This window comes from Bordetella tumulicola (assembly GCF_965138755.1).
GTDB lineage: Bacteria > Pseudomonadota > Gammaproteobacteria > Burkholderiales > Burkholderiaceae_B > Bordetella_A > Bordetella_A tumulicola.
In genome coordinates, this window is the sequence record NZ_CBCSFP010000010.1 from 163,779 (window position 1) to 187,129 (window position 23,351).

Annotated in this window: 24 protein-coding genes; 16 read left to right on the plus strand and 8 right to left on the minus strand. The window is 60.0% G+C overall.

Annotated features, from left to right (window positions below; translation table 11 throughout):
- Nucleotides 1-273: 273 nt before the first annotated feature.
- Nucleotides 274-1,419, plus strand: a complete 1,146-nt coding sequence (locus ACNAZS_RS20985; RefSeq protein ID WP_415792447.1) for an aromatic ring-hydroxylating oxygenase subunit alpha — start codon at nucleotides 274-276, stop codon at nucleotides 1,417-1,419.
- 56 nt (nucleotides 1,420-1,475) lie between these two features.
- Here the strand turns inward: ACNAZS_RS20985 and ACNAZS_RS20990 are convergent, their stop codons facing one another.
- Entirely contained in the window at nucleotides 1,476-2,336 is an 861-nt protein-coding gene (locus ACNAZS_RS20990) for a sulfurtransferase (RefSeq protein WP_415792448.1), read from the minus strand.
- A 27-nt stretch (nucleotides 2,337-2,363) separates the two neighbouring features.
- The gene (locus ACNAZS_RS20995; protein ID WP_415792449.1) at nucleotides 2,364-3,218 is read right to left on the minus strand and encodes a DMT family transporter; all 855 of its coding nucleotides are present in this window, start codon (nucleotides 3,216-3,218) and stop codon (nucleotides 2,364-2,366) included.
- 147 nt (nucleotides 3,219-3,365) lie between these two features.
- On the opposite strand from ACNAZS_RS20995, the gene htpX reads away from it, so the two are divergent.
- Nucleotides 3,366-4,247, plus strand: a complete 882-nt coding sequence (gene htpX / locus ACNAZS_RS21000; RefSeq protein ID WP_415792450.1) for a protease HtpX — start codon at nucleotides 3,366-3,368, stop codon at nucleotides 4,245-4,247.
- A 75-nt stretch (nucleotides 4,248-4,322) separates the two neighbouring features.
- Here the strand turns inward: htpX and ACNAZS_RS21005 are convergent, their stop codons facing one another.
- Nucleotides 4,323-5,312 (minus strand): quinone oxidoreductase family protein, encoded by a 990-nt coding sequence (locus tag ACNAZS_RS21005; RefSeq protein ID WP_415792451.1) that lies wholly within the window; start codon nucleotides 5,310-5,312, stop codon nucleotides 4,323-4,325.
- A 45-nt stretch (nucleotides 5,313-5,357) separates the two neighbouring features.
- Nucleotides 5,358-6,314 (minus strand): DMT family transporter, encoded by a 957-nt coding sequence (locus tag ACNAZS_RS21010; protein WP_415792452.1) that lies wholly within the window; start codon nucleotides 6,312-6,314, stop codon nucleotides 5,358-5,360.
- Nucleotides 6,315-6,438: 124 nt separating this feature from the next.
- On the opposite strand from ACNAZS_RS21010, the gene ACNAZS_RS21015 reads away from it, so the two are divergent.
- The 6 genes from ACNAZS_RS21015 to ACNAZS_RS21040 all read left to right on the plus strand — a co-directional run bounded on the left by ACNAZS_RS21015 (nucleotide 6,439) and on the right by ACNAZS_RS21040 (nucleotide 13,410).
- Nucleotides 6,439-7,296, plus strand: coding sequence for a DMT family transporter (locus ACNAZS_RS21015; RefSeq protein WP_415792453.1), 858 nt, complete (start codon nucleotides 6,439-6,441; stop codon nucleotides 7,294-7,296).
- Nucleotides 7,297-7,377: 81 nt separating this feature from the next.
- Nucleotides 7,378-7,881 (plus strand): MarR family winged helix-turn-helix transcriptional regulator, encoded by a 504-nt coding sequence (locus tag ACNAZS_RS21020; RefSeq protein ID WP_415792454.1) that lies wholly within the window; start codon nucleotides 7,378-7,380, stop codon nucleotides 7,879-7,881.
- Between the two features lie 120 nt (nucleotides 7,882-8,001).
- Nucleotides 8,002-9,423 (plus strand): efflux transporter outer membrane subunit, encoded by a 1,422-nt coding sequence (locus ACNAZS_RS21025; protein ID WP_415792455.1) that lies wholly within the window; start codon nucleotides 8,002-8,004, stop codon nucleotides 9,421-9,423.
- Between the two features lie 21 nt (nucleotides 9,424-9,444).
- Nucleotides 9,445-10,635: an EmrA/EmrK family multidrug efflux transporter periplasmic adaptor subunit gene (locus tag ACNAZS_RS21030; RefSeq protein ID WP_415792456.1), complete on the plus strand. Its 1,191-nt coding sequence runs from the start codon at nucleotides 9,445-9,447 to the stop codon at nucleotides 10,633-10,635.
- Nucleotides 10,632-12,218 carry a DHA2 family efflux MFS transporter permease subunit gene (locus ACNAZS_RS21035; RefSeq protein ID WP_415792457.1) on the plus strand — a complete coding sequence of 529 codons (1,587 nt, stop codon included), beginning with the start codon at nucleotides 10,632-10,634 and terminating at the stop codon, nucleotides 12,216-12,218. Before ACNAZS_RS21030 ends, ACNAZS_RS21035 begins: the two co-directional genes overlap by 4 nt.
- A 118-nt stretch (nucleotides 12,219-12,336) precedes the next feature.
- Nucleotides 12,337-13,410, plus strand: a complete 1,074-nt coding sequence (locus ACNAZS_RS21040) for a tartrate dehydrogenase (RefSeq protein ID WP_415792458.1) — start codon at nucleotides 12,337-12,339, stop codon at nucleotides 13,408-13,410.
- A 103-nt stretch (nucleotides 13,411-13,513) separates the two neighbouring features.
- Here the strand turns inward: ACNAZS_RS21040 and ACNAZS_RS21045 are convergent, their stop codons facing one another.
- The gene (locus ACNAZS_RS21045; RefSeq protein ID WP_415792459.1) at nucleotides 13,514-15,067 is read right to left on the minus strand and encodes a helicase HerA-like C-terminal domain-containing protein; all 1,554 of its coding nucleotides are present in this window, start codon (nucleotides 15,065-15,067) and stop codon (nucleotides 13,514-13,516) included.
- Nucleotides 15,068-15,267: 200 nt separating this feature from the next.
- On the opposite strand from ACNAZS_RS21045, the gene ACNAZS_RS21050 reads away from it, so the two are divergent.
- The 7 genes from ACNAZS_RS21050 (at nucleotide 15,268) to ACNAZS_RS21080 (ending at nucleotide 20,623) form a co-directional block, all read left to right on the plus strand.
- Nucleotides 15,268-15,999, plus strand: coding sequence for a YebC/PmpR family DNA-binding transcriptional regulator (locus tag ACNAZS_RS21050; protein ID WP_415792460.1), 732 nt, complete (start codon nucleotides 15,268-15,270; stop codon nucleotides 15,997-15,999).
- 93 nt (nucleotides 16,000-16,092) lie between these two features.
- A complete protein-coding gene (gene purD / locus ACNAZS_RS21055; protein WP_415792461.1) occupies nucleotides 16,093-17,394 on the plus strand; it encodes a phosphoribosylamine--glycine ligase in 1,302 nt (433 codons plus the stop codon).
- 92 nt (nucleotides 17,395-17,486) lie between these two features.
- A complete protein-coding gene (gene hemF, locus ACNAZS_RS21060) occupies nucleotides 17,487-18,398 on the plus strand; it encodes an oxygen-dependent coproporphyrinogen oxidase (protein ID WP_415792462.1) in 912 nt (303 codons plus the stop codon).
- Nucleotides 18,395-19,033 carry a nicotinate (nicotinamide) nucleotide adenylyltransferase gene (gene nadD / locus ACNAZS_RS21065; RefSeq protein WP_415792463.1) on the plus strand — a complete coding sequence of 213 codons (639 nt, stop codon included), beginning with the start codon at nucleotides 18,395-18,397 and terminating at the stop codon, nucleotides 19,031-19,033. Before hemF ends, nadD begins: the two co-directional genes overlap by 4 nt.
- Nucleotides 19,034-19,099: 66 nt before the next feature.
- Nucleotides 19,100-19,498, plus strand: coding sequence for a ribosome silencing factor (rsfS, locus tag ACNAZS_RS21070; protein ID WP_415792464.1), 399 nt, complete (start codon nucleotides 19,100-19,102; stop codon nucleotides 19,496-19,498).
- A 13-nt stretch (nucleotides 19,499-19,511) separates the two neighbouring features.
- A complete protein-coding gene (gene rlmH, locus ACNAZS_RS21075) occupies nucleotides 19,512-19,982 on the plus strand; it encodes a 23S rRNA (pseudouridine(1915)-N(3))-methyltransferase RlmH (RefSeq protein WP_415792465.1) in 471 nt (156 codons plus the stop codon).
- A gap of 14 nt (nucleotides 19,983-19,996) precedes the next feature.
- On the plus strand, nucleotides 19,997-20,623 hold the full coding sequence (locus ACNAZS_RS21080; protein WP_415792466.1) for a Maf family protein: 627 nt from the start codon (nucleotides 19,997-19,999) through the stop codon (nucleotides 20,621-20,623).
- Between the two features lie 49 nt (nucleotides 20,624-20,672).
- On the opposite strand, the gene ACNAZS_RS21085 is transcribed toward ACNAZS_RS21080, so the two are convergent.
- Nucleotides 20,673-21,662: a Bug family tripartite tricarboxylate transporter substrate binding protein gene (locus ACNAZS_RS21085; protein ID WP_415792467.1), complete on the minus strand. Its 990-nt coding sequence runs from the start codon at nucleotides 21,660-21,662 to the stop codon at nucleotides 20,673-20,675.
- A gap of 30 nt (nucleotides 21,663-21,692) precedes the next feature.
- Entirely contained in the window at nucleotides 21,693-22,343 is a 651-nt protein-coding gene (locus ACNAZS_RS21090) for a DsbA family oxidoreductase (RefSeq protein WP_415792468.1), read from the minus strand.
- Between the two features lie 183 nt (nucleotides 22,344-22,526).
- Here ACNAZS_RS21090 and ACNAZS_RS21095 point away from each other — a divergent pair, with 183 nt between their 5' ends.
- A complete protein-coding gene (locus tag ACNAZS_RS21095; RefSeq protein WP_415792469.1) occupies nucleotides 22,527-22,844 on the plus strand; it encodes a putative signal transducing protein in 318 nt (105 codons plus the stop codon).
- 27 nt (nucleotides 22,845-22,871) lie between these two features.
- Here the strand turns inward: ACNAZS_RS21095 and ACNAZS_RS21100 are convergent, their stop codons facing one another.
- A complete protein-coding gene (locus tag ACNAZS_RS21100) occupies nucleotides 22,872-23,324 on the minus strand; it encodes an acyl-CoA thioesterase (RefSeq protein ID WP_415792470.1) in 453 nt (150 codons plus the stop codon).
- Nucleotides 23,325-23,351: the final 27 nt, after the last annotated feature.

The following is a 23,351-nucleotide window of genomic DNA, read 5'->3' on the forward strand; positions in this document are numbered from 1 at the left end:
GTGACCAGGACGAGGTCTGAGTAGGAACCCTGCGTATAAATCCGGGGTGCACGCGGCCCGGATACCTGTTTGGCATTTATGGCGTGTTTCTTACATAAACTGTCAGTAATTTGTCATTGTTTTTGCAGCTCGCCTCTTGTTTTCACCTGATTTAGGCCCCTCTTATCGCATGAATGGAGTAGACTGCAACGTTTGATCGGCCGGACCGATTTTTCTTCGCGCCAGCACGGAAACCCTGCCCGTACTGGCTTTTTTATCCTGGCGGAGGGAATCATGACCGACATTGGTCGGATGGCGCACGTTGTGCCAGCTCGTACCCAGCTTCCCGTCAATGCATACTTTGACGAAGCCCGCTTTAAGCGCGAGCAAGAACTCATTTTCAACCAATCTTCGCTATACGTCGGACACCAAAAACTGGTGCCGGAGATCGGCGATTGGCGTACGTTGCCTCAAGAAAACGGAGGCCGCGTGCTGGTTCGCAACCCGCACGGCGTTGAACTCATCTCAAATGTCTGCCGGCACCGTCAGGCATTGATGCTCGGCGGCGAAACGGGGAATGTGACAGGCCACGGCAACACGCAAGGCAACCTGAAAGCCACGGGCGGCAATATTGTCTGCCCGTTGCACCGCTGGACGTACAACAACCAAGGCGAGTTGTTGGGCGCGCCTCAGTTCGAGCAAACGCCTTGCATGAATTTGCAGAAGTACCGTTTGCGCGATTGTCATGGGTTGCTCTTCGAAGGCCCGCGCGATCCTGCATCGGACATGGCGCCGCTGTTTTCGCGCCCGGAATTCGACTTTGGCGATTACGTCCTGGATCACGTCGAAATTCACCAGTGCAACTACAACTGGAAGACCTTTATCGAGGTCTATCTAGAGGATTACCACGTGGGTCCGTTCCACCCCGGGCTGGGTCGTTTCGTCACCTGCGACGACCTGACCTGGGAGTTCAACGACTGGTATAGCCTGCAAAAAGTCGGCGTGCACAACGCGCTGGCCCAGCCTGGTTCGGACGTATACAAGCAATGGCATGATCGCTTGCTGACGTTCCGCGACGGCGATGCTCCCGATTTCGGTGCGGTATGGGTAACCTATTTCCCGACGCACATGATCGAGCTGTATCCACACGTCCTCGTGCTCTCGACGCTGTACCCCAAGAGCCCGCAGGAAACCGTGAACGTGGTCGAGTTCTACTACCCCGAGGAAATCGCGGCTTTTGAACGCGAATTTGTCGAAGCGCAGCGCGCAGCGTACATGGAAACAGCCATCGAGGACGACGAAATCGCCGAGCGCATGGATGCCGGTCGCAAGGCATTGACGCTACGCGGGGTCAACGAATCGGGGCCATACCAGTCTCCCATGGAAGACGGCATGCAGCACTTTCATGAGTGGTATCGGCGCGTCATGCAGGAAACCTGATCCTCGTAGGCTGTCTGCTCGACCAACAAGGGGCCCTCGAGGGGCCCCTTGTTGTCTCAGACGTCCCGCGCCACGGGCCGGGTTGGATCGCTGCACCACTCGCTCCATGAGCCGGGATACAAGCGCGATCCGTGCAACCCGGCGATCTCCATGGCCAGCAGGTTGTGGCACGCGCTGATGCCGGAGCCACATTGATGCACGATCGTCTCGGGGTCACGCTCACCGAGTAATGCAGAAAACTCCACGCGCAGTTGCGCGGGATCCTTGAAGCGCCCATTGCCCTGCAGGTTTTCACCATTGGGGCGATTCAACGCACCCGGGACATGACCCGCCACCGGATCCATCGGCTCGACCTCGCCGCGGTAGCGATTCGCTGCGCGGGCGTCCAGCACGGTAAAGCCAGGGGTGGCCAGATTGGCCAACACCGCCTCGGCATCGACGGCGCCCACCAGCGGCTGGCCGATAAATACCGCCGGATCCCCGGCATTGCCCGCATCTTGAGCCGGGACGGCAGTGCTTACCGGCAAGTTTGCCTCGTTCCAGCCCTGCCAACCACCATCCAGGACCACCACACGCTCGTGGCCCAACCAGCGCAGCATCCACCACAGATGCGCCGCATACATCCCGCCGCTGGCATCGTAGGCCACGACCAGGGTATCGGGTCCCACGCCGTGTGAACGCATCAGTGCCGCCAGCGCCTCGCGCGTAGGCAGGGGGTGACGGCCATTGGACCCGGTGCGCGGCGCCGCCAGCTCGGTTTCGTGATCCAGATAGCGGGCGCCCGGGATATGTCCCTGCTGGTAGGCGTGCCGTCCTGCGGCGTGATCCATCAAGTCATGCCGCACATCAAAAATACGCAGGTCGGGTGAAGAGAGCTGCTCGGCCAGCTCAGTCGCGGAAATCAACGTCATAGTCATGGGTCGTTCTGCTCCGGATAAATCATGTTAAGTGCCCGAGGGCAAGCGCATGGTGCGCCATACAGACAATAACCCGGCAGCGATGATCAGTCCCATGCCTGCCCAGGCCAGCGTATCGGGACGGTCGCCCCAGATTCCCATGCCCAGCAACGCCGCGAAAATGATCGTGGTGTACTGCAAGGCTGCTGTCAGCAGGGCCGAGCCGACCCCAAAGGCGCGCGTCATGGCCAACTGGCCAAACAGGCCCGCCACGCCCACGCCCACCAGCGACGCATAGGCCTGCCAGCCCACCTGCGCCCATCCCTCGAGAATCAGGCCGACGGTGCTGGACAGGCACACCCCGACCGAGAAAAACAGTACCGTACGCCATTCGGCTTCGCCGATGCGTCCCAGTTGGCGGATTTGCAGCATTGCCACGGCGGACGACGCGCCCGCGATCAGCCCGAACGCCGCAGCCATCCATTGATCAGGATTAATACTGGGGCGCAATATCGAGATCACGCCCACAAACCCCAGGACAACCGCCAGGATACGTACGGGGTCGCGCTGGGCGCCACCCCATCCCAACATCCAGCAGGCGATGAATAACGGCGCGGTGTAGTTCAGGCTGGTGGCCGTGGCCAGCGGCAAATGCGCAATGGCGTAAAACCCCAGCCACATGGACGAGACCCCCGCGACGTTGCGCCATATATGCGGCCGCCAACTCTTGGGCACGATGGATTGCCGGCCCGTACGGGCCCACAGCAGCAACAGAACGACAGAGGGGAAACCACGGAAAAGGACAATTTGGGACAGCGAAGCGCTGTACTCCGTGGCCATTTTCACAAACGACCCCATCAGAGCAAACATGGCCGACGCGACCAACATCCAAAGTGCCTGCATGGGGGCTACACGCTGAAATGAAAAGAAATTAGGGAAAGCGCTACTATACTCCGGGTCCGGAAGACATATGTCGGCCCGACTGCGGAACTGTCGCGCTTTTCCCCAGTCCAAAAAGGCCCTCATCGCTCGCAGAGGAATACAACAAGCATGAAACGCATTTTCCTGTTCGTCATCACAAACCTGGCCGTCATGGTCGTGCTGTCGGCCACACTACGTATTTTGGGCGTGGATCGCATGATCACCGCCCAAGGCCTGAACGTCCAGGCGCTGTTGATTTTTTCCGTTGTGGTGGGTTTTACCGGCTCGATCATCTCGCTGCTGATGAGCAAAACCATGGCCAAATGGAGCACGGGCGCCCAGATCATCGACCCCAACGCCCCGAACGGCCACCGCGAAACCTGGCTGATTGAAACCGTCCACCAGCTCGCGGACCGCGCCGGCATAGGCCACCCCGAAGTCGCCATCTACGAAGGCCCTCCTAACGCCTTTGCCACCGGCGCATTCAAAAACAAGTCGCTGGTCGCCGTCTCCACCGGCCTGCTCGAGAGCATGACCGAAGAAGAAGTCGCCGCCGTCCTTGGCCACGAAGTCGCTCACATCGCCAATGGCGACATGATCACGCTGACGCTGATCCAGGGCGTGGTCAACACTTTCGTTGTTTTCTTTGCACGTCTGGTCGGCTACTTCATCGACCGCGTCATTTTCAAGAACGAACGCGGCGTGGGCATTGGCTATTACGCCGTCGTCATCGTCTGTGAAATCGTCTTTGGCATTTTGGCCTCGGTCATCGTGGCCTGGTTCTCGCGCCAACGCGAATACCGCGCCGACGCGGGTTCGGCCCAACTGATGGGATCTCGCGAACCGATGATGCGCGCCCTGGCGCGCCTGGGCGGGCTGGAGCCGGGTGAACTACCCAAGAGCTTCGAAGCCTCCGGCATCACAGGCAAGGGCGGCCTGGCGGCCATTTTCGCGACGCACCCACCGATCCAAGCCCGCCTCGCGGCCTTGCAACAGATGCGCGTCGCCTGAGGCACCGCAAAAAAACAGGCATAACGACATGTGTCGTTATGCCTGTTTTTATTGGGCATGCCGGTTTGCGGCGGATCAGTCCAGCGTCAAGATGGTCGCGCCGGTCGTCTTGCGCGCCGCCAAAGCCGTCTGCGCCTGACCTGCATCCTCCAGGCGATAACGTTGGTCAATACGAACCTTGATCTTTTTCTTCAGAACCAGATCGAACATTTCCTTGGCCGCGGCGCTCAATTTTTCGAGCGTATTCACGTGCAGGCCCAGCGACGGGCGCGTGACATACAGGCTGCCCTTTTGATTCAGCGTCGCCAGATTCACCCCGGCGACCGGTCCTGACGCATTTCCGAAGCTGACCATCAGGCCGCGCGGCTCAATGCAGTCCAGTGACGTTTCCCAGGTGTCCTTGCCCACGCCGTCGTACACCACTGGGACCTTCTTGCCACCCGTCAATTCCAACACCCGCTCCGCGACATTTTCACGCGAGTAATCGATGGTGGCCCAGGCGCCATTCGCGCGTGCCAGCTCGGCTTTTTCGGGGCTGGAGACCGTGCCGATCAGCTTGACGCCCAACGCCTTGGCCCACTGGCAAGCAATCAATCCCACCCCGCCCGCCGCCGCGTGGAACAAAATGGTTTCATTGCCTTGCAAGCGATAGGTCTGACGGAACAGGTACTGCACCGTCAACCCTTTGAGCATCAGGGCCGCCGCATCCTCAAGATCAATGCCCTTGGGCACCTTGACAACCTGCGCAGCGGGCACATTGCGCGCCTGCGCATAAGCCCCGATCGGGCTTTGTCCATAGGCGACATGATCGCCCTTTTTCAGATGCTTGACGTCCGCGCCAACCGCCTCGACCACGCCTGCGGCCTCAAAGCCCAGACCATGGGGCAGCGGGTGGGGATACAACCCCGTGCGGAAATAAATATCGATGAAGTTCAGACCCACCGCATGCTGGCGAATCGTGATCTCGTTGGCCGCGGGCGGCGGCACTTCAACCTCGACTAATTGCAGGACTTCGGGTCCGCCATGCTGTTCGATACGGATTGCTTTGACGACATTGCTGGTCATACCAGCCTCCTTTGTTGTGATGAACATCTTAACTGGCATGTGGCGTCACTGCTTCGGCTGTGGCCGATTGCCGCCACCTCCCATCAACACCACCACACCACATAACACCAGGGCCGTCCCGCCCAACTGCCATGCGGTAATGGGCTCGTCCAACAGCCACGCCGCCATGAACAAAACCGATACCGGCCCTATCATGCCCAGCAACGACGCCGTCGGCGCGCCGATCAGGGCCACCGCCCACATCAGCATAAACACCGGCAACACCGTACTGAACGTGGCATGCACAAACGAATAACCATAGACACCCGCCGGCTGGATCAACATGGACGGCGGATGCACCACAAAAAACTGCACCAGGCACGCCACACAAGAAACCAGCATGGCATACGCAACCAACCGGGTTGCGCCAACGCGCTTGATCAGCTCGCCCGAGCGAATCAAGTAGACAGCATAGCTGAGCGCCGACCCGAAAATATACAAAGCCCCTAATGCCACGTCGGAACCCACCCCCTGTTTCAGGTCTTGGGCAAACACCAGGATCACGCCCAAATACGAGACCGCCATAGCGACCCACTGACGCGGCGACACGGGACGCTTGAGCCACCAAGCCGACAGCAACACCACCAGCGTGGGCGACAAAAACAGAATCAGGCGCTCAAGGCTGGCCGTCACATAGCGCAGACCTTGAAAATCCAGAAAGCTGGACAAGTAATAGCCCATCAATCCCAGTACACATAACTGAATCCGCTCACTCGCCGTCAAAACGGGCAATTCGCCTCGTGCCGCGCGACGGGCCTCGCGCCACGCCACTACGGCAAAAAACGGCATGGAAAACAACATGCGAAAAGCAATCAACGTGATCGCATCAATGCCATAGCGATAGGTGAGTTTCACCAAAATGGCCTTGCCGGCAAAGAGCACCGCACCCACCGTCGCCAGGAAGAAACCGAATACACGGGCAGAGATGAAGCTGGGGAGCCAAGACTGGACGGGAGAATTCATGCGATGATTTTATCTTTGCGGCGCACGAACTGCCGGGTTGCCCACCTTTTTTTGTTGGCGATTTTCCACCGGTTTGTTGATTTGCATCATCCATCCATCGCTCGTCCCCTTTTATCACTGACGCATGACCCGCCAACGCGCTCTCGTTTCTATCCACCTTGCTGCCGTACTGTTCGGCCTGACCGGCGTTTTTGGCGAGCTGATCCAGGCCAGTGCCGCCGTCATTACCTTGGGACGGGCTTTGTTTGCCGTTTTCGCGCTGTTCGGTTTTTCACGTCTGCAGCGCAAGCCGTTGTTCCAAGCCCTGACGCCCGCCCAACTGTTCACGCTGGTCGTGTCGGGCGGCCTGCTGGCGGCCCACTGGGTCACGTTCTTCATCTCGGTCAAGACAGGGGGAATTGCCATTGCCACGCTGGGTTTTGCCAGTTTCCCGGCCTTTATCACCTTATTCGAAGGCCTGGTGTTTCGTGAAAAGGTACGTCTGGCGGAATGGCTGGTGCTGGCCTTGGTCACGGCGGGTCTCGTGCTGGTCACCCCCTCGTTCAGCCTGGCCGACCAAGGGACTATCGGTCTGGCCTGGGGGATATTTTCCGGTCTGTCATTCGCCCTGCTGGCCCTTAGCAACCGACGTTCGGCCGTTGGCCTGGACGCCATGCAGATCGCCTGCGGCCAGAATATCGTTGTCGTCCTCGCGCTGCTGCCATTCGCCGTCGGCCAGTTGCCGGGGATGGCCGCTATCGACTGGTTCTGGATAGCGCTGCTCGGTATTTTTTGTACGGGCCTGTCGCACTATTTGTTTGTGTCCAGCCTGACCAAACTCAACGCACGCAGCGCCGGCCTGGTCATTGCGCTGGAACCGGTCTATGCGATCGGCTTCGCCTGGATCTTGTTCGCGCAACAACCCACCCTGCGCATGATGTTCGGCGCCATCTTGATCGTGGCGGCCATTGTCTGGTCCGGGCTACGCAAAACGGCGCACTAGGCGTATACCAACAGCACAACGCGCGAATACGCATCGACGTCTTTGTATTGACAATATCTGCCTAGGCAATAAAATAAGCACATGAACCCGCCTCGCTCCCCGGACATGACTGATAGTCCGACGTATTCCTTCCCGACGTCGCGCTGCGTGTCGGACGATAATCTCGGTTTCCTGATCAAGCAGGTCTACCACTCGTTGACTCGCGTTCTCGATCGCGAAACGGCACCGCTCGGGCTGACCGCGAGACAGTGGCGCCCCATCATCATGCTCGCCAGCGGCAAGGCCAACACCCCGGCCGAGTTGGCGCGCCTGAACGACATCGATACCGGCGCAATGACCCGCACGCTTGATCGACTCGAAGCCAAAGGCCTGATACGCCGTACGCGCAGCCAGGAAGACCGCCGCGTCGTCAACATCGAACTGACCGAATTGGGACACGAAAAAGCCGCGGGTATTCCGCCGTGCATTGCGCGATCATTGAATCACCATCTGCGCGGCTTTTCTAAAGACGAAGCGACCCAACTGCAACACATGCTGCTCCGTATGCTGGCCAACGGGTCGGACGGCAAGCCACTCGGTCTTTAATTCGATCTCGGGAAAACCCTATATCGCAACGAGGCTATTCCAATAGGCCTCGTTTTTTTACCGCATAATGCTTGCCTAGTCAGATACAGCTTAAACAAACATATTCAGCAAAACGTCAGGATGAAACTTTTATCGCTCCCCCTAGTTCTGCTAATGGCCCTGGCGGGCTGCGCATCCATGGATCCAACCACCGAGCCGGTGACGCCGCTGGCTGGGTCACAACTGGGATTGCAGAGCCCCTCCGTTTCCTGGCCTGATACTCAGTGGTGGCAGCGGTACGGCGACGCGCAACTCAACACCTTGGTCGACGAAGCCCTGGCCAACAACCCGTCGATGACCTCGGCCCAGGCCCGACTGGCTCAGGCCAATGCCGCCATCCGCGGCGCGCGCGCACCGTTGATGCCTCGCGTGGATGCCAATTACTCCCTCGACCGCGAGCATCTGTCTGAAAACTATATTTATCAGCCGCCCCTGGCCGGCTCCGTCACCTCGGACAATCGCCTTGCGCTGGATTTCAGTTATGAACTGGATTTCTGGGGCAAAAATCGGGCCCGGCTCAATGCCGCTATTTCTCAGCAGGCGGCGGCCGAGGCCGATACCCAGGCGGCTCGTAATCTCTTGGCCCGTGCGATGGTGCGCAGCTATCTCAACCTGCAAAATGCCTTTGCGCAACGCCAGGTGCTGCAAAACATCGTCAAGCAGCGTACCGACGTCTGGCAACTTACCCGCGATCGCCAGCGTGCCGGCCTCGACACACAAGTCGAAGTCAAACAAGCCGAGTCGTCGCTCGCCTCTGCCCAAGTTGAGCTGACCCAAACCGAGACCCGACTGGCGCAACTGCGTAATCAAGTCGCCGCGCTTGCCGGAACAGGCCCGGTCCGCGGCCAATCATTACGAGCCATCACGCTGAAGGCGCCCGCTGGCGTTGTGCCTGACAGCGTACCGCTGGATCTGCTCGGCCATCGCGCCGATATCACGGCGGCTCGATGGCGTGCCGAGGCGGCACAGCGCTATATCGAGGCCGCCCGCGCCGAGTTCTATCCGAATATCAATCTGGTGGGCTTCGCCGGTTTTCAGGCGATCGGCACGGGCAATCTGCTGGAAGCAGGCAGCCGCATCGCAGGCATCGGCCCCGCCATTACCTTGCCCATTTTTCATGGCGGCGAGCTCAACGCCAATCTGGCCAATCGCCATGCCGAGGCAGACCTCGCGGTATCTGACTACAACCAAGTCGTGCTGGACGCGGTACACCAGACCGCCGACGCCATTGACGCCTTGAGACTACTCAACCGCGAAACCACCCAGCAACGCCAGGCGCGCGATGCCATCGATGCGGCCTATCACTTGGCCGTGCAACGCTATCGAGCGGGCATGGGGAACTACCTGACGGTACTCATCGCACAGAATGGCGTGCTCTTGCAAAGCCGGCTGGACACCGACCTGCACTTTCGCGCCTACCAGCTCGATGCCGACCTGGCCTACGCCCTCGGCGGCGGTTATGCGCCTCCCGCCGACACGCCATCCACCGCTTCTTCTCATTGACCTCCCCGGGACTCTGACGTCATGACTGCAACACCCGTTACTCACCCTGCCCGCAAACGCCTGCTGCTTATCGCCACGGGTGTTTTTATCGTACTGGCTATCCTCTATGCTATTTGGTGGGCCCTGTTTGGCTCTCACGTGGAAAGCACCGACGATGCCTATGTGCACGGCAATCTGGTGCAAATCACCCCTCAAGTCCCGGGCACCGTGATCGCTATCGAGGCCGGCGATACCGAGCACGTCAAGGCAGGCCAAGCGTTGATTCGCCTGGACCCGTCCGATGCCAACGTGGCCCTGCAGCAAGCCGAGGCCCAATTGGCACAGACCGTACGCCAAGTGCGCACCCTCTATGTACAAAACGACTCGCTGGCTGCCGACGTCAACGTACAACATGCCAATATCGAGCGTGCCCAGGCTGACCTGAAACGCGCGCAGAGTGATCTGCAACGTCGCCAAGTATTGGCCAAATCCGGCGGCGTCAGTGGAGAAGAGTTACTACACGCCCAAACGGAACTGAAGTCTGCGCAAGCCGGCCTCGCCCAAGCCCGGGCCACGCTCGCCGCCGCACAAGCCCGGTTGGCCACAAATCAGGCCCTGACCCGCGGCACGACCGTCGCAAATCATCCTGATGTGCAACAAGCCGCGGCAAAGCTACGTGATGCCTGGCTGGCGCATTCACGCACGGTCCTGCCCGCCCCGGTCGATGGATTGATCGCTCGCCGCAGCGTGCAAGTCGGACAGCGTGTCGCCCCCGGTTCTACGTTGATGAATGTGGTCCCACTGGATCAGGTCTGGGTCGAGGCCAACTTCAAAGAAGGCCAATTGCGCCGCATGCATCCCGGTCAAGCCGTCACCCTGATCTCCGATCTTTATGGCAGCGACGTCACCTATCACGGCAAAATCGTGGGCCTGGATGCGGGCACCGGTAGCGCGTTCTCGTTGTTGCCCGCACAGAACGCCACGGGCAACTGGATCAAGATTGTCCAGCGTGTACCGGTACGCGTTGAACTGGACCCCAAAGAACTCCAGGCTCATCCGTTACGCGTCGGATTATCGATGGAAGTCGAGGTCGATGTCAGCCAGTCGGGCGCACCACTGGCTGAGGTGCCGGCACGTCAAGAACCGGCTTGGTCCACCCAGGCGTTTTCCGGCACGCAAGCCGACGCCGATGCACTGATCGCCAAAATCATCAAGGCCAATCTCCAGTCATGAACGCCCCTCGCTCCCCTGGAAAAGACAGCGCGCCGCCGCCTCTGGAGGGTGCGACTCGCATCATCGGCTCGATCGCGTTGTCGACCGCGGTATTCATGAACGTACTGGATACCTCGATCGCCAACGTCTCGATTCCCACAATATCCGGGGACCTGGGTGTCAGCACCAGCCAAGGTACCTGGGTCATCACCTCGTTCGCGGTCGCCAACGCCATCACGGTGCCCCTCACCGGGTGGCTCACGCAGCGTTTCGGTCAGGTGCGGTTGTTTCTGATCTCTACTTTGCTGTTCGTACTGACGTCGTGGTTGTGCGGGTTTTCACCGTCGCTCGAGGCATTGATTGTTTTTCGCGTGCTGCAAGGCGCCGTAGCCGGGCCCATGATCCCGCTATCGCAAGCGCTCATGCTGTCCAGCTTTCCAAAATCCAAGGCCGGTATGGCGTTGGCGATCTGGTCCATGACCACGCTGGTCGCGCCTGTCGCGGGGCCGCTGCTGGGCGGCTGGATTTCGGACAACTACACATGGCCCTGGATTTTTTACATCAACGTCCCGGTGGGCTTGCTCGCGGCCTGGATCAGTTGGCGAGTCTACCGGGATCGTGAATCCGCCACACGCAAACTCCCCATCGACAAACTTGGTCTGGTATTGCTGGTGGTCTGGGTGGGGGCATTACAAGTCATGCTGGATAAAGGCAAGGAACTCGATTGGTTTGCCAGCCAGACCATCCAGTTGCTGGCCCTGGTAGCGTTCGTTGCGTTTGTCTTCTTTTTGATTTGGGAACTGACCGACGCCCATCCCGTCGTGGACTTGCGCCTATTCAAGGAGCGCAATTTTACGGTCGGCACAGTAACCCTGGCCGTCGCCTACGGGGTGTTCTTTGGCAACGTCGTGCTATTGCCGCTCTGGCTACAAAGCAATATGGGGTATACCGCCACGTATGCCGGCCTGGTGACCGCGCCCGTCGGTATTCTAGCGATTGTATTGACGCCGCTGGTAGGCAAACTGCTCGCCACGCGCGACTCGCGACAAATCGTCACGGTCGCGTTTGTCGTATTCGCATTGGTGTGCTTCATGCGATCGGGCTTCAATACGCAAGTCGATATCGGCACCCTGATACTTCCCACCATCATCCAGGGTGCTGCCATGGCCGCGTTCTTTGTGCCGCTCATCTCCATCACGCTGATGGGCCTGGAGCCCTCGCGGATTCCCGCGGCATCAGGTCTGTCCAACTTTGCACGGCTGACTGCGGGTGCGTTCGGGACATCGATTACGACCACCGTCTGGGATGATCGCGCCACGCAGCACCACGCACGCCTGACCGAAATCGCCCGCCCTGGTTACCCGCCTTTCGACCAGGCAGTCGATACCTTGCAAAATACCCTGGGCATCTCGCACCAATCGGCGCTTACCCGTCTTGACGGGATAATCAATGCCCAGGCCTTTACGATGTCAGCCGTGGACGTTTTTTACGCCTCGGGATTGATTTTTATCCTGTTGATCGGATTAGTGTGGTTTGCGCATGGACGCGACAAAATCGCAACCAGTGGCCCGGGCGCCAGCGAAGCCGCCGCCGGCGCACACTAAACGCCAGACAGCGATAAACTGCACCCTATGTGTATAGAAAACACGATTCAAAGCATCTGATCGCCCGACCGGGCTCACCCGGGCCCCGGATCAGTCGAACAACATTTGGAGAACACTGGTGGCAGGAATCAAGCACAAAATCGCGGTCATTCCCGGCGACGGCATTGGTAAAGAAGTCGTCCCCGAAGGCTTGCGTGTACTGGATGCCGCGGCGGCGCGCTTTGGCATAGATTTTCAGTGGGACAACTTCGACTGGAGTTGCGACTATTACGCCAAGCACGGAAAAATGATGCCCGACGACTGGGCCACCCAGATCGGCAGCCACGAAGCCATCTTTTTTGGCTCCATCGGCTGGCCCGCCACCGTCCCCGATCACGAGGCACTGTGGGGCTCGCTGTTCCGTTTTCGCCGTGACTTCGACCAGTACATCAACCTGCGTCCCGTGCGCCTGATGCCTGGTGTTCCCTCGCCGTTGGTCGACCGCAAACCCGGCGATATCGATTTTTTCATCGTCCGCGAAAACACCGAAGGCGAATATTCCAATAGTGGTGGTCGACTGTTTGCAGGCACCGAACGCGAAGTCGTTATCCAGGAAAGCGTCTTCACCCGCGTGGGTGCGGACCGTGTGTTGAAGTTTGCCTTTGACCTGGCGCAAAAGCGCGGCAAGCATCTGACCGCCGCTACCAAGTCCAACGGCATCTCGATTTCCATGCCCTGGTGGGACGAGCGTGTCGCCGACATCGCGACCCAATATCCCGACGTCAAGTGGGACAAATATCACATCGATATCCTGTGCGCGCATTTCGTACAGCACCCGGATTGGTTCGACGTCGTGGTTGCCTCCAACCTCTTTGGCGATATCCTGTCGGATCTCGGCCCCGCCTGCACGGGCACCATTGGCATTGCTCCCTCGGCCAACCTGAACCCGGAACGCAAATTCCCGTCACTGTTCGAACCTGTGCACGGCTCGGCGCCCGACATCTACGGCAAAGGCATCGCCAACCCGATCGGCCAAATCTGGAGCGGTGCGCTGATGCTGGATTTCCTGGGTTATCCCGATGCATCCCAAGCCGTCGTCAGTGCCATTGAAACCGTACTCGCCGAAGGTCCGCGTACGCGCGACATGAAGGGCACGGCGTCGACGGCGGACGTCGGCAAGGCCATTGCCGAGATTGTCGCTGCCGGCAAGTAAAATGCATCAAGCCAGCGGTCGTCTGGCTCTACACAAACATGGGGCACCGAAACAGGTGCCCCATATTCATGGTTCCTTGAGTTTATTGCTGCCTGGCGCCGCTCTAGCGTCGTCTTGAGCCCAACAGCGACCCCAGCACACCACGCACCAACTGTCGTGCCATCGAGCGCGCCGTACTCTTGACGACAGACTGCACCACGCCGTCACGTTTGCCGCCGCGCGGCCCCGTCGAGCCAAACAGCAAATCGTTCAGGCCATCCATCACGCCGCCCGACTCATCCTGCTTGCCCTGTTTACTCGTCTCCGAGGCCGTCCCTTTGTGTGCGCCAGCCGTATCGCCTGCCGGGGTGGATGCGTCAGCCCCCTCGGCAATGTCGGCACTAGCCCGTGCCGTCAATTTCTCGTATGCGGACTCGCGGTCGATCGCCGTCCCATACTTGCCCGCCATGGTCGTATCTTGGCGCAGCACCTGGCGCTCGGCATCCGTCGCCGGGCCGATGCGGCTGCCCGGAGGCATAATCCACACGCGCTGTGTTGGCGCGGGTCGGCCCTTGACATCCAGCAACGAGACCAGCGCCTCGCCCACGCCAAGCTCCGTAATCGCCGCCTCGACATCCAGGCCGGGATTGGGACGCATCGTCTCGGCGGCCGTTTTCACGGCCTTCTGGTCGCGCGGCGTAAACGCCCGCAGCGCGTGCTGCACGCGATTGCCCAATTGGCCCAACACCGAATCGGGAATATCCAGGGGGTTTTGCGTGACGAAGTACACGCCGACCCCCTTGGAACGCACCAGGCGCACGACCTGCTCGATCTTGTCCAGCAAGGCCTTGGGCGCGTCGTCAAACAGCAGATGCGCCTCGTCAAAGAAAAACACCAGCTTGGGTTGCTCGGGATCACCGATCTCGGGTAGTTTTTCGTAGATATCGGCCAACATCCATAACAGAAAAACCCCATACAAACGGGGGGACTGCATCAGTTTGTCTGCCGCCAGAATATTGACGATCCCGCGGCCCTGCGCATCGGTACGCATCAGATCGGCCACATCCAGCATCGGCTCGCCAAAGAAATGTTCGGCGCCTTGAGACTCCAGGGTCAGCAAGCTGCGTTGAATCGCCCCCACCGATGCCGACGATACATTGCCATAGCGCGTCTTTAGCTCCGAGGCACGATCGGCCACATGTTGCAGCATGGCGCGCAGGTCCTTCAAGTCCAGCAGCAACTGCCCTTCGTCGTCTGCGACACGAAACACCAGCGTCAGCACCCCCTCTTGGGTGTCATTCAGTTCGAGCATACGTGACAGCAGCAACGGACCCATGTCAGAGACCGTCGCACGCACAGGCAGGCCCTGCTCGCCAAAGACGTCCCAGGCCACGGCTGGGCTCGCACCCCATACCGGCTCGGGTAGCCCGTAGGTCTTGAGGCGCTCCTGGAGCTTGGGCGACGACATGCCCGCCTGCGAAATTCCCGTCAGATCGCCCTTGACGTCCGCCAAGAACACGGGGGTGCCAATGCGGGAAAACGACTCGGCCAACACTTGCAGGGTCACGGTCTTGCCAGTGCCCGTCGCCCCGGTAATACAACCGTGGCGATTCGCCAACGCGGGCAACAAGGCGAGTTCGACCTGGTCGTTTTTAGCAATGACAATGGGATCTGGCATGGATGCTCTCCGGGCGGCTCGAAAAAGTGACCCAAGTGTAGAACGTACCTCGCGCCTTGTGCGGACTTCCGTACGCGCAAAAACGGCAGGAAATGTCAATAAACCGCCGAATACGCGCCGAAACGTGCACATCCGGTACACGCTCAGGCTCCCAACCACGGTAAAATGCCCCCTTTGTCGACATTTTCATCTGGAACACCATGGCCGGACATAGTAAATGGGCCAATATTCAGCACCGCAAAGGCCGCCAAGACGCCAAGCGGGGGAAGCTCTGGACCAAAATCATTCGTGAAATCACCGTCGCCGCACGCGCTGGCGGAGCCGACCCTGACACCAACCCGCGCTTGCGGATGGCCTGGGACAAGGCCACCGACGCCAATATGCCCAAAGACAACATCCAGCGCGCCATCCAGCGCGGCGCAGGTGGGACCGATGGCGCCAATTACGAAGAAGTCCGCTACGAGGGCTACGGCGTCGGCGGCGCAGCGGTCGTCGTCGACTGCATGACCGACAACCGTACCCGCACCGTCGCCGAAGTCCGTCACGCCTTCGCCAAAAATGGCGGCAACCTCGGCCAAGAGGGCTCCGTGGCCTTTATGTTCAAGCATTGCGGCCAATTCGTTTTCGCGCCAGGCACGCCCGAAGACACCGTCATGGAAATCGCGCTCGAGGCCGGCGCCGAAGACATCACCACCGATGACGAGGGCGTCATTGAGGTCATCTGCGCTCCAACAGACTACGCCGCCGTGCGCCAGGCCTTCGAATCCGCCGGCCTGAAGGCCGAGGTCGACGGCATCATCATGAAACCGCAAAACGAGACCGAACTCACCGGCGACGATGCGGCCAAGATGCAAAAACTGCTCGATGTCCTGGAGGGCCTGGATGACGTACAAGACGTCTATACCACCGTCGTCTTTGACGAAGCGCAGTAACCCGAAACTACCGATCGGCGGGCGGAACGCTCCCCTCGCCTTTTGTGCCAGCCTTGCGGCGACGCCGCAGCTACTTTAAGAAGTCATCGAAACATGAAACTCCTGGTAATCGGCTCCGGCGGCCGCGAACATGCCTTGGCTTGGCGCCTGGCTCATTCGCCCCGAGTCCACAAGGTCTACGTGGCGCCCGGCAACGGCGGCACCGAACATGGCGACCTGCTGCAAAACGTGCCGCTCACCAGCCCCGAAGAACTCGCCGACTTCGTCGAACGCGAGGGCGTCACCCTCACCGTGGTCGGCCCCGAAGCCCCCTTGGCCGCTGGCGTGGTCGACGTTTTTCGCGCACGCAAGCTGAAAATCTTCGGTCCCACCAAGGCCGCGGCGCAATTAGAGAGCTCCAAGGACTACGCCAAGGCCTTCATGGTGCGCCACGGGATTCCCACGGCCCGCTACGAGACGTTTACCGACCCGGTCGCGGCGCACGCCTATATCGACCAATACGGCGCCCCCATTGTCATCAAGGCTGACGGCCTGGCCGCGGGCAAAGGTGTGGTCGTCGCGGCCGACCTGGCCGAGGCTCATGCCGCGGTTGACGCCATGCTCGGCGACGGCAGCCTGGGGCAGGCTGGCGCCCGCGTCGTCATCGAAGAATGCCTCGTCGGCGAAGAAGCCAGCTTCATCGTCATGTGTGATGGCCGCAACGTCCTGGCGCTGGCCACCAGCCAGGATCACAAGCGCCTGAAAGACGGCGACGCCGGCCCCAATACGGGTGGCATGGGCGCCTACTCCCCTGCCCCGATTGTCACGCCGGAGTTGCACCATCGCATCATGCGCGAGATCATTTTGCCCACCGTACAAGGCATGGCGCGCGACGGCATTCCCTACACGGGCTTCCTGTATGCGGGCCTGATGATCGCCCCCGGCGACGACCCCGATCGCGCCATCAAGACACTGGAATTCAATTGCCGCATGGGCGATCCCGAAACCCAGCCCATCATGATGCGCGTCAAGAGCGACCTGCTCGAGGCATTCGAACATGCCGTCGAAGGCACGCTGGACCAAGCCGATATCACCTGGGATCGACGCACCGCGCTGGGCGTCGTGCTGGCCGCGCACAACTACCCCGGCACGCCGCGCAATGGCGACACGATCGCGCCGTTGCCCGCCAACACCGAAGACTGTGCGATATTCCACGCTGGTACGCGCCTCGAAGACGGGCAACTCAAAACCTCTGGCGGCCGTGTACTGTGCGTCACCGCCCTGGGTGACTCCGTGCGTATGGCTCGCGAGCGTGCCTACGCCGCGGTCGACGGCGTCCAGTTTGATGGTCGCCAATACCGTACGGATATCGGTTGGCGCGCCCTCAAACCGTCCCAACAGAAAGCCAAGGCCTGAACCCCGATACGCGCTGCTTTGGGTCGCTCGACTGAAGCAGCGCTATCGACATCACCACGGGCAGCGAGCTTGAACCCATTCAGAATACCGTCATGAGCAATATCCCCGTTTCCGATGTACGAGATTATCTGACCGGCCTGCAAACACGTATCGTGCAGGCGCTGGAACAAGCCGGTGGCGAAGACTTCCGCACCGACTCGTGGCAGCGTGCCGAAGGCGGCGGCGGGGTCTCCCGATTCATCGAAGGGGGTCAGTTGCTCGAACGCGGTGGCGTGCTGTTCAGTCATGTCGAAGGTGCGCAATTGCCCCCGTCGGCCAGCGCGCATCGACCCGAGCTCGCCGGCCGGCCCTGGCAGGCCATGGGGGTATCGATGGTGCTGCACCCGCGCAACCCCTACATACCCACGACGCACATGAACGTACGCATGTTCATGGCGGCCGCGCGCCCGGGTCACGATGAGAACGACGTGTTCTGGTTTGGCGGCGGGCTCGACCTCACGCCTTACTATGCCTTTGAAGACGATGCCCGGCATTTTCATCAGGCCTGTCGCGACGCCCTGGATCCCCATGGCCAGACGTATTATCCTGCCTACAAACGTTGGTGCGACGAATACTTTTTCCTGAAACACCGCCAGGAGACCCGTGGCATAGGTGGCGTGTTCTTCGACGATCTCAGCGAACCCGGCTTTGACGCCTCGTTTGCCTTGCTGCGCTCCGTGGGAGACGCCTTTCTGCCGGCCTATATGCCCATCGTCGAACGGCGCCGCGACACCCCCTACGAGCAAGCTCAACGTGATTTCCAGGCCTATCGCCGCGGACGCTACGTCGAGTTCAACCTGGTCTTTGACCGCGGCACGCTGTTTGGCCTGCAATCCGGCGGTCGCACGGAATCCATTTTGCTGTCCATGCCGCCCATAGCGCAATGGCGCTACGATTGGCAACCTGAGCCCGGCACCCCCGAGGCCGAGCTCGCGGCCTTTCTAAAACCACGGGATTGGGTTTGAGCCAAGACATCTTGCCTACACAGCCTGCGCGCGGGGAAAACGAACCCCGCATTGGTTTGCTGGGCGGCAGTTTCGACCCCATCCATCTCGCCCACCTGGCGCTCGCCCAGGCGGCCCTGACCGCGCTGCCATTGTCTCAGGTGCAATTTCTCCCTGCCGCCAATCCCTGGCAGCGGGCTCCCCTGAATGCCGCGCCAGCGCACCGGCTGAACATGATCAAGCTGGCCATCGACGGCCAGCCCAATCTGGAGGTCAACCCTATCGAGCTCGAACGCGGCGGCGCCACCTACACCATCGACACCCTGCGCGCCTTGCCGGCAGGCGCTCGCTACGTGTGGATTCTGGGCGCCGACCAATTGGTCAATTTCTGCACCTGGCACAAATGGCAAGACATCTCGACCCTGGTCGAGCTGGCCGTCGCCACGCGTCCGGGCACCCCGCTGGCGCCGCCCGCCGAATTAACCGGCTGGCTGGCGGCCCAAACCCCCGAGCGGGCACTCATTACCCTACCCTTTACCCCCATGGCGGTTTCGGCCTCCGATATACGCGACCGGCTCAAGCAGGGCGACACCACCGAGGGCCTGCTGCCCCCCCAGGTAGCCCGCTACATTGCCACGCATGGCCTCTATCGCTAGTTTCAGCCCACCGACTCGGCAGCCCGGGCATCACTACTTTCGCCCTCGCGGGTTATATTTACAAACATGGATATTAAAAAATTACAACGTGCCGTCATTGACGCCCTCGAAGACGTCAAAGCACAAGACATCAAAGTCTTTAACACGACGCACCTCACCAGCCTGTTCGACCGCGTCGTCATCGCCAGCGGGACGTCCAACCGGCAGACACGCGCGCTCGCCTCGAGCGTCGCGGATTGCGGTCGTGCCCTCAAGCTGAGCGGCATCACCGTCGAAGGCGAAAACACGGGCGAATGGGTCGTTGTCGACTTGGGCGATATTGTCATCCACGTCATGCAGCCCGCCATCCGCCAGTATTACAACCTCGAAGAAATCTGGGGCGACAAGCCCGTTCGCGTCAAACTGCTGTCGGGCTCTGGCGCAGCGGCCCGTGGTGACGACAGCGACGACGACCCGGAAACCTAAAAAAAGCGTTCGTGTGAAACTGATCGTCATCGCCGTCGGTAACCGAATGCCCGCCTGGGTGGAAACCGCCTGGGACGATTACGCCAAACGCCTACCTCCCGATTGCGCACTCGAGCTGCGGGAAGTCAAACCCGAGCCGCGCACGACCGGCAAAACACCTGCTCAAATGATGGCTGCCGAGGCGCGTCGCATCGAGGCTGCCATTCCTGCCGGCGCGCTGCGACTCACCTTGGACGAACGCGGACGCGACCTGACCACCATGGCCTTGTCACAGCGGCTCGAACAATGGCGCGGAGAGGGTCGCGATGTCGTGTTTCTGGTGGGTGGCCCAGATGGATTGGATAGCTCGCTCAAGGCAGCGAGCGACGGTCAGATCCGTCTTTCATCGCTGACCCTGCCGCACCCCATGGTGCGCGTGGTCCTGGCCGAACAGCTTTACCGTGCCTGGGCCATCATGACCAACCATCCCTATCACCGCGCCTGACGCGGCCTTCGATCATGGCAACATCCTCTTGCGCTGGCGGCGATACACCGCGTCTCTATCTGGCCTCGGCCAGCCCGCGCCGCCGCGAACTCCTCATGCAGATCGGACTCGCCCACACGGTATTGCAGGTTCCTGCGCCGCCCGGAGAAGACGAGCCCCAGCATGCCGACGAAACCGCCGCTGACTACGTACAGCGCACCGCGCGTGAAAAAGCGGAACGCGGCCAGCAATGGATGACGTCACAAGCACTCGCACCGTTGCCGCTCCTGGCCGCCGACACGACCGTCATATTGCAAGGCGACGTGCTGGGCAAACCCATTGATCGTGAGCACGCCATCGACATGCTGAGCCGCTTGTCCGGCACCACCCACCAAGTACACACCGCCGTCGCCCTCTGGCACGACGGTCAGCTGCATCAGGACGTCTCCGTCTCCCAGGTCCGCATGCGCCATCTGGACGCCGACGACATCACCCGCTACTGCGACAGCGGCGAGCCCTTTGGCAAAGCGGGGGCATACGGCATTCAGGGCCTGGCAGGCACTTTCATTGCCCATCTGTCGGGCAGCTATACCGGCGTCATGGGCTTGCCCGTATTTGAAACCGCGCAATTACTGCGTCGCGTGGGGATCTTGCTGCCCTGAGCGATGGCGCGGCGCGATATCGCTATACCGACGATATCGCGCCATTGCATTACTTCTCTGCCTTGGCGCCGGAAATTCGCACCAACTCGGCCGCCTCGACCATGCCGTTCTGTACCATATCCCAATAGGCATCAATCGACATGGGCTCAGCCGGCACCGATCCCAGATCCACGAACTTCTGGCGTAACTCCGGATTTTGCAGTGCTTTCGTCAACGCCTCGTTCAGCTTCAGCAAAATGGGTTCCGGCGTACCCGCAGGCGCCACCAGGCCATACCAGGATTTCATGTAAAACCCCTTGACGCCGGCCTCGTCAAAAGTCGGCACATCGGGCAGCGCCGCAATCCGGGATTCCGACGTAATCGCCAACGGACGCACCTTGCCCGATGCAATAGGCGCCATGGCCCCCGTCGTAATGATCATGTCAATACGGCCCGCCATCACATCCGTCAGCGCAGGTGCCGTGCTCTTGTACGGGACATGCAGAATATCAATCCCCGTGCGCGTCTTGAAACTCGCGCCCGCTAAATGCTGTGATGATCCGACGCCGCCCGAGCCATAGGTCAGCTTGCCCGGATTTGCTTTCGCCTGATCGACATAATCCTGTACCGTTTTAAACGGTGAATTCAGTGGCACGAGCATCGTCGAGGGTGACGCACTGACCAAGCCGATAGGGGCAAAATCTTTGATGGGATCGTAGCCAATATCGTCATACAGCGCGGCATTCAAACCGTGCGACGCTACCGTCGCCAGCATAATGGTGTAGCCATTCGGTTTCGCACGCGCGGCCGCCACCGAGCCGATATTTCCACCGGCACCTGCCTTGTTGTCAACAACAACGGCTTGCCCCAGATGCTTACCCATTTCTGCGGCGACCATACGCCCCACGCCATCCGCGGGACCTCCGGCCGTCCATCCCACAATCATAGTGACGGACTCGGAGGGGTAGCTATCAACCGATTCAGCCTGCGCGGACAAGGTCGACACACCCAAGGCAAGTGCTATCCCGAGACGTTTATAGCGATGCAATATTGTGATCATGATGCTTGTATGACTCGTTAAGAAAAAAACTCAATTTTCTTCGGCAGCCTGGCGTAGCGCCTGCTCGAACGCTTCCGGGGGTTGCCCGCCGGATAGCAAATATTTATCGTTAATGATGACCGACGGCACCGACGAAATACCCAGCTGTCGCCATTTGGACTGATCAGCCCGCACCTCTTCAGCGTAGCGGTCTGAGTCCACGACCTCCCGTGCCAACGCCTCGTCCAGTCCAGCCTCGCGAGCCGCCTGCACCAGCACATCCGTTTCACTGGTGTCCAGGTTGTCGAAATGATAGGTCTTCAGCAAGCTGCGCTTCAGAGCCACCTGCTCTTTCTGGCCTATCGTGCCAGCCCAGTGCAACAACCGGTGCGCGCCAAACGTGTTGTACGAGCGGCTATCTTTGGTTTGATTCATAGGCATGTCGACGGCGGACGCGCGCTCGGCAATAACCTTGCGATTTTCCAGCAGGCGGGCTTCGTCGTAGCCGTACTTTTTCATCAACCGTTCGCCCGTATTCTGACCCCCTTGGGGCATATCGGGGTTTAACTCGAACGGCTGCATGTGGATTTGAACGTCGAGCTCGGGCCCGATCCTGTCAACGGCCGCCAACAGCCCGCCCAAACCCACCGCACACCACGGGCAAGCGACATCGGAGACGAAATCGATTTTGACCTTTTTCATAAATGCTCCCCTCAAACACACAATGGCATTCATCGTGATGCCATTATCAGTGAAACACAAGTCGCCCCGCTCACTGACGAGGCCGGCTCGGCTAACGGGCTTCAATCTACCATGACGGCGTATCACCCCTATACCGGACAACTGTCTTATGATTAAACGGTCTATCATTGCTGGAAAGAGGCCATGTTTCGACTGATGCGCGCCCCTGATGTCATGTTAGGCCAGCATTGGGCCAACCTGTTAACGCAGGCGGGAATCCCTTGCCACCTGACAAATCGGTACATGCAAGGCGGTGCGGGAGAAATCCCTGTAGATCAATGCGGCCCGGACCTTTGGTTGGAAAATGCGCACGACAAGATCGCTGCCATGCGACTGATCGAAGGGCCCGCCGATACCACCGCCGGCACTGGATTCAAGTGGCACTGCGACCAATGCGGAGAATGGTTAGAACCGCAGTTCACGTCGTGTTGGCAATGTGGCGCAGCTCAACCGCACCCCTAAAGCCACCGAGGCTCATTGTGTGCCGAGCTAAAGACACGCATCAGATGCCACGGCCAGCGGCTTGAGCGCTGTCAGAAACTCGGCCGGGATCGCCGCGGGACGACGATTTTCCCTGTCCACGTAGACGTGTACAAAATGCCCTGCCGCACGCGTCTCGGTGTCTCCTACTTTGAAAATACCGACTTCGTATCGGACGCTGGAACGTCCGATATGCGTCACTCTCAGACCTGCCTCGACCGAATCTGGAAACGCGATCGGCGCAAAATATTGGCAGCTCGTCTCAACCACCAAACCGATCGTGCTACCCGACTCGAAATCCAGAACACCCTGCTGGATCAGGTAGTGATTGACCGCCGTATCAAAGTACGAATAGTAGGTCACATTGTTGACGTGACCATACACGTCGTTATCCATCCAGCGGGTCTGGATGGGAATAAAGACTTTGTAGTCGCTATGACTAATGGGTTGGGGTCGACTCATATCAATGGGTCCGTCGTGACGAAGGAT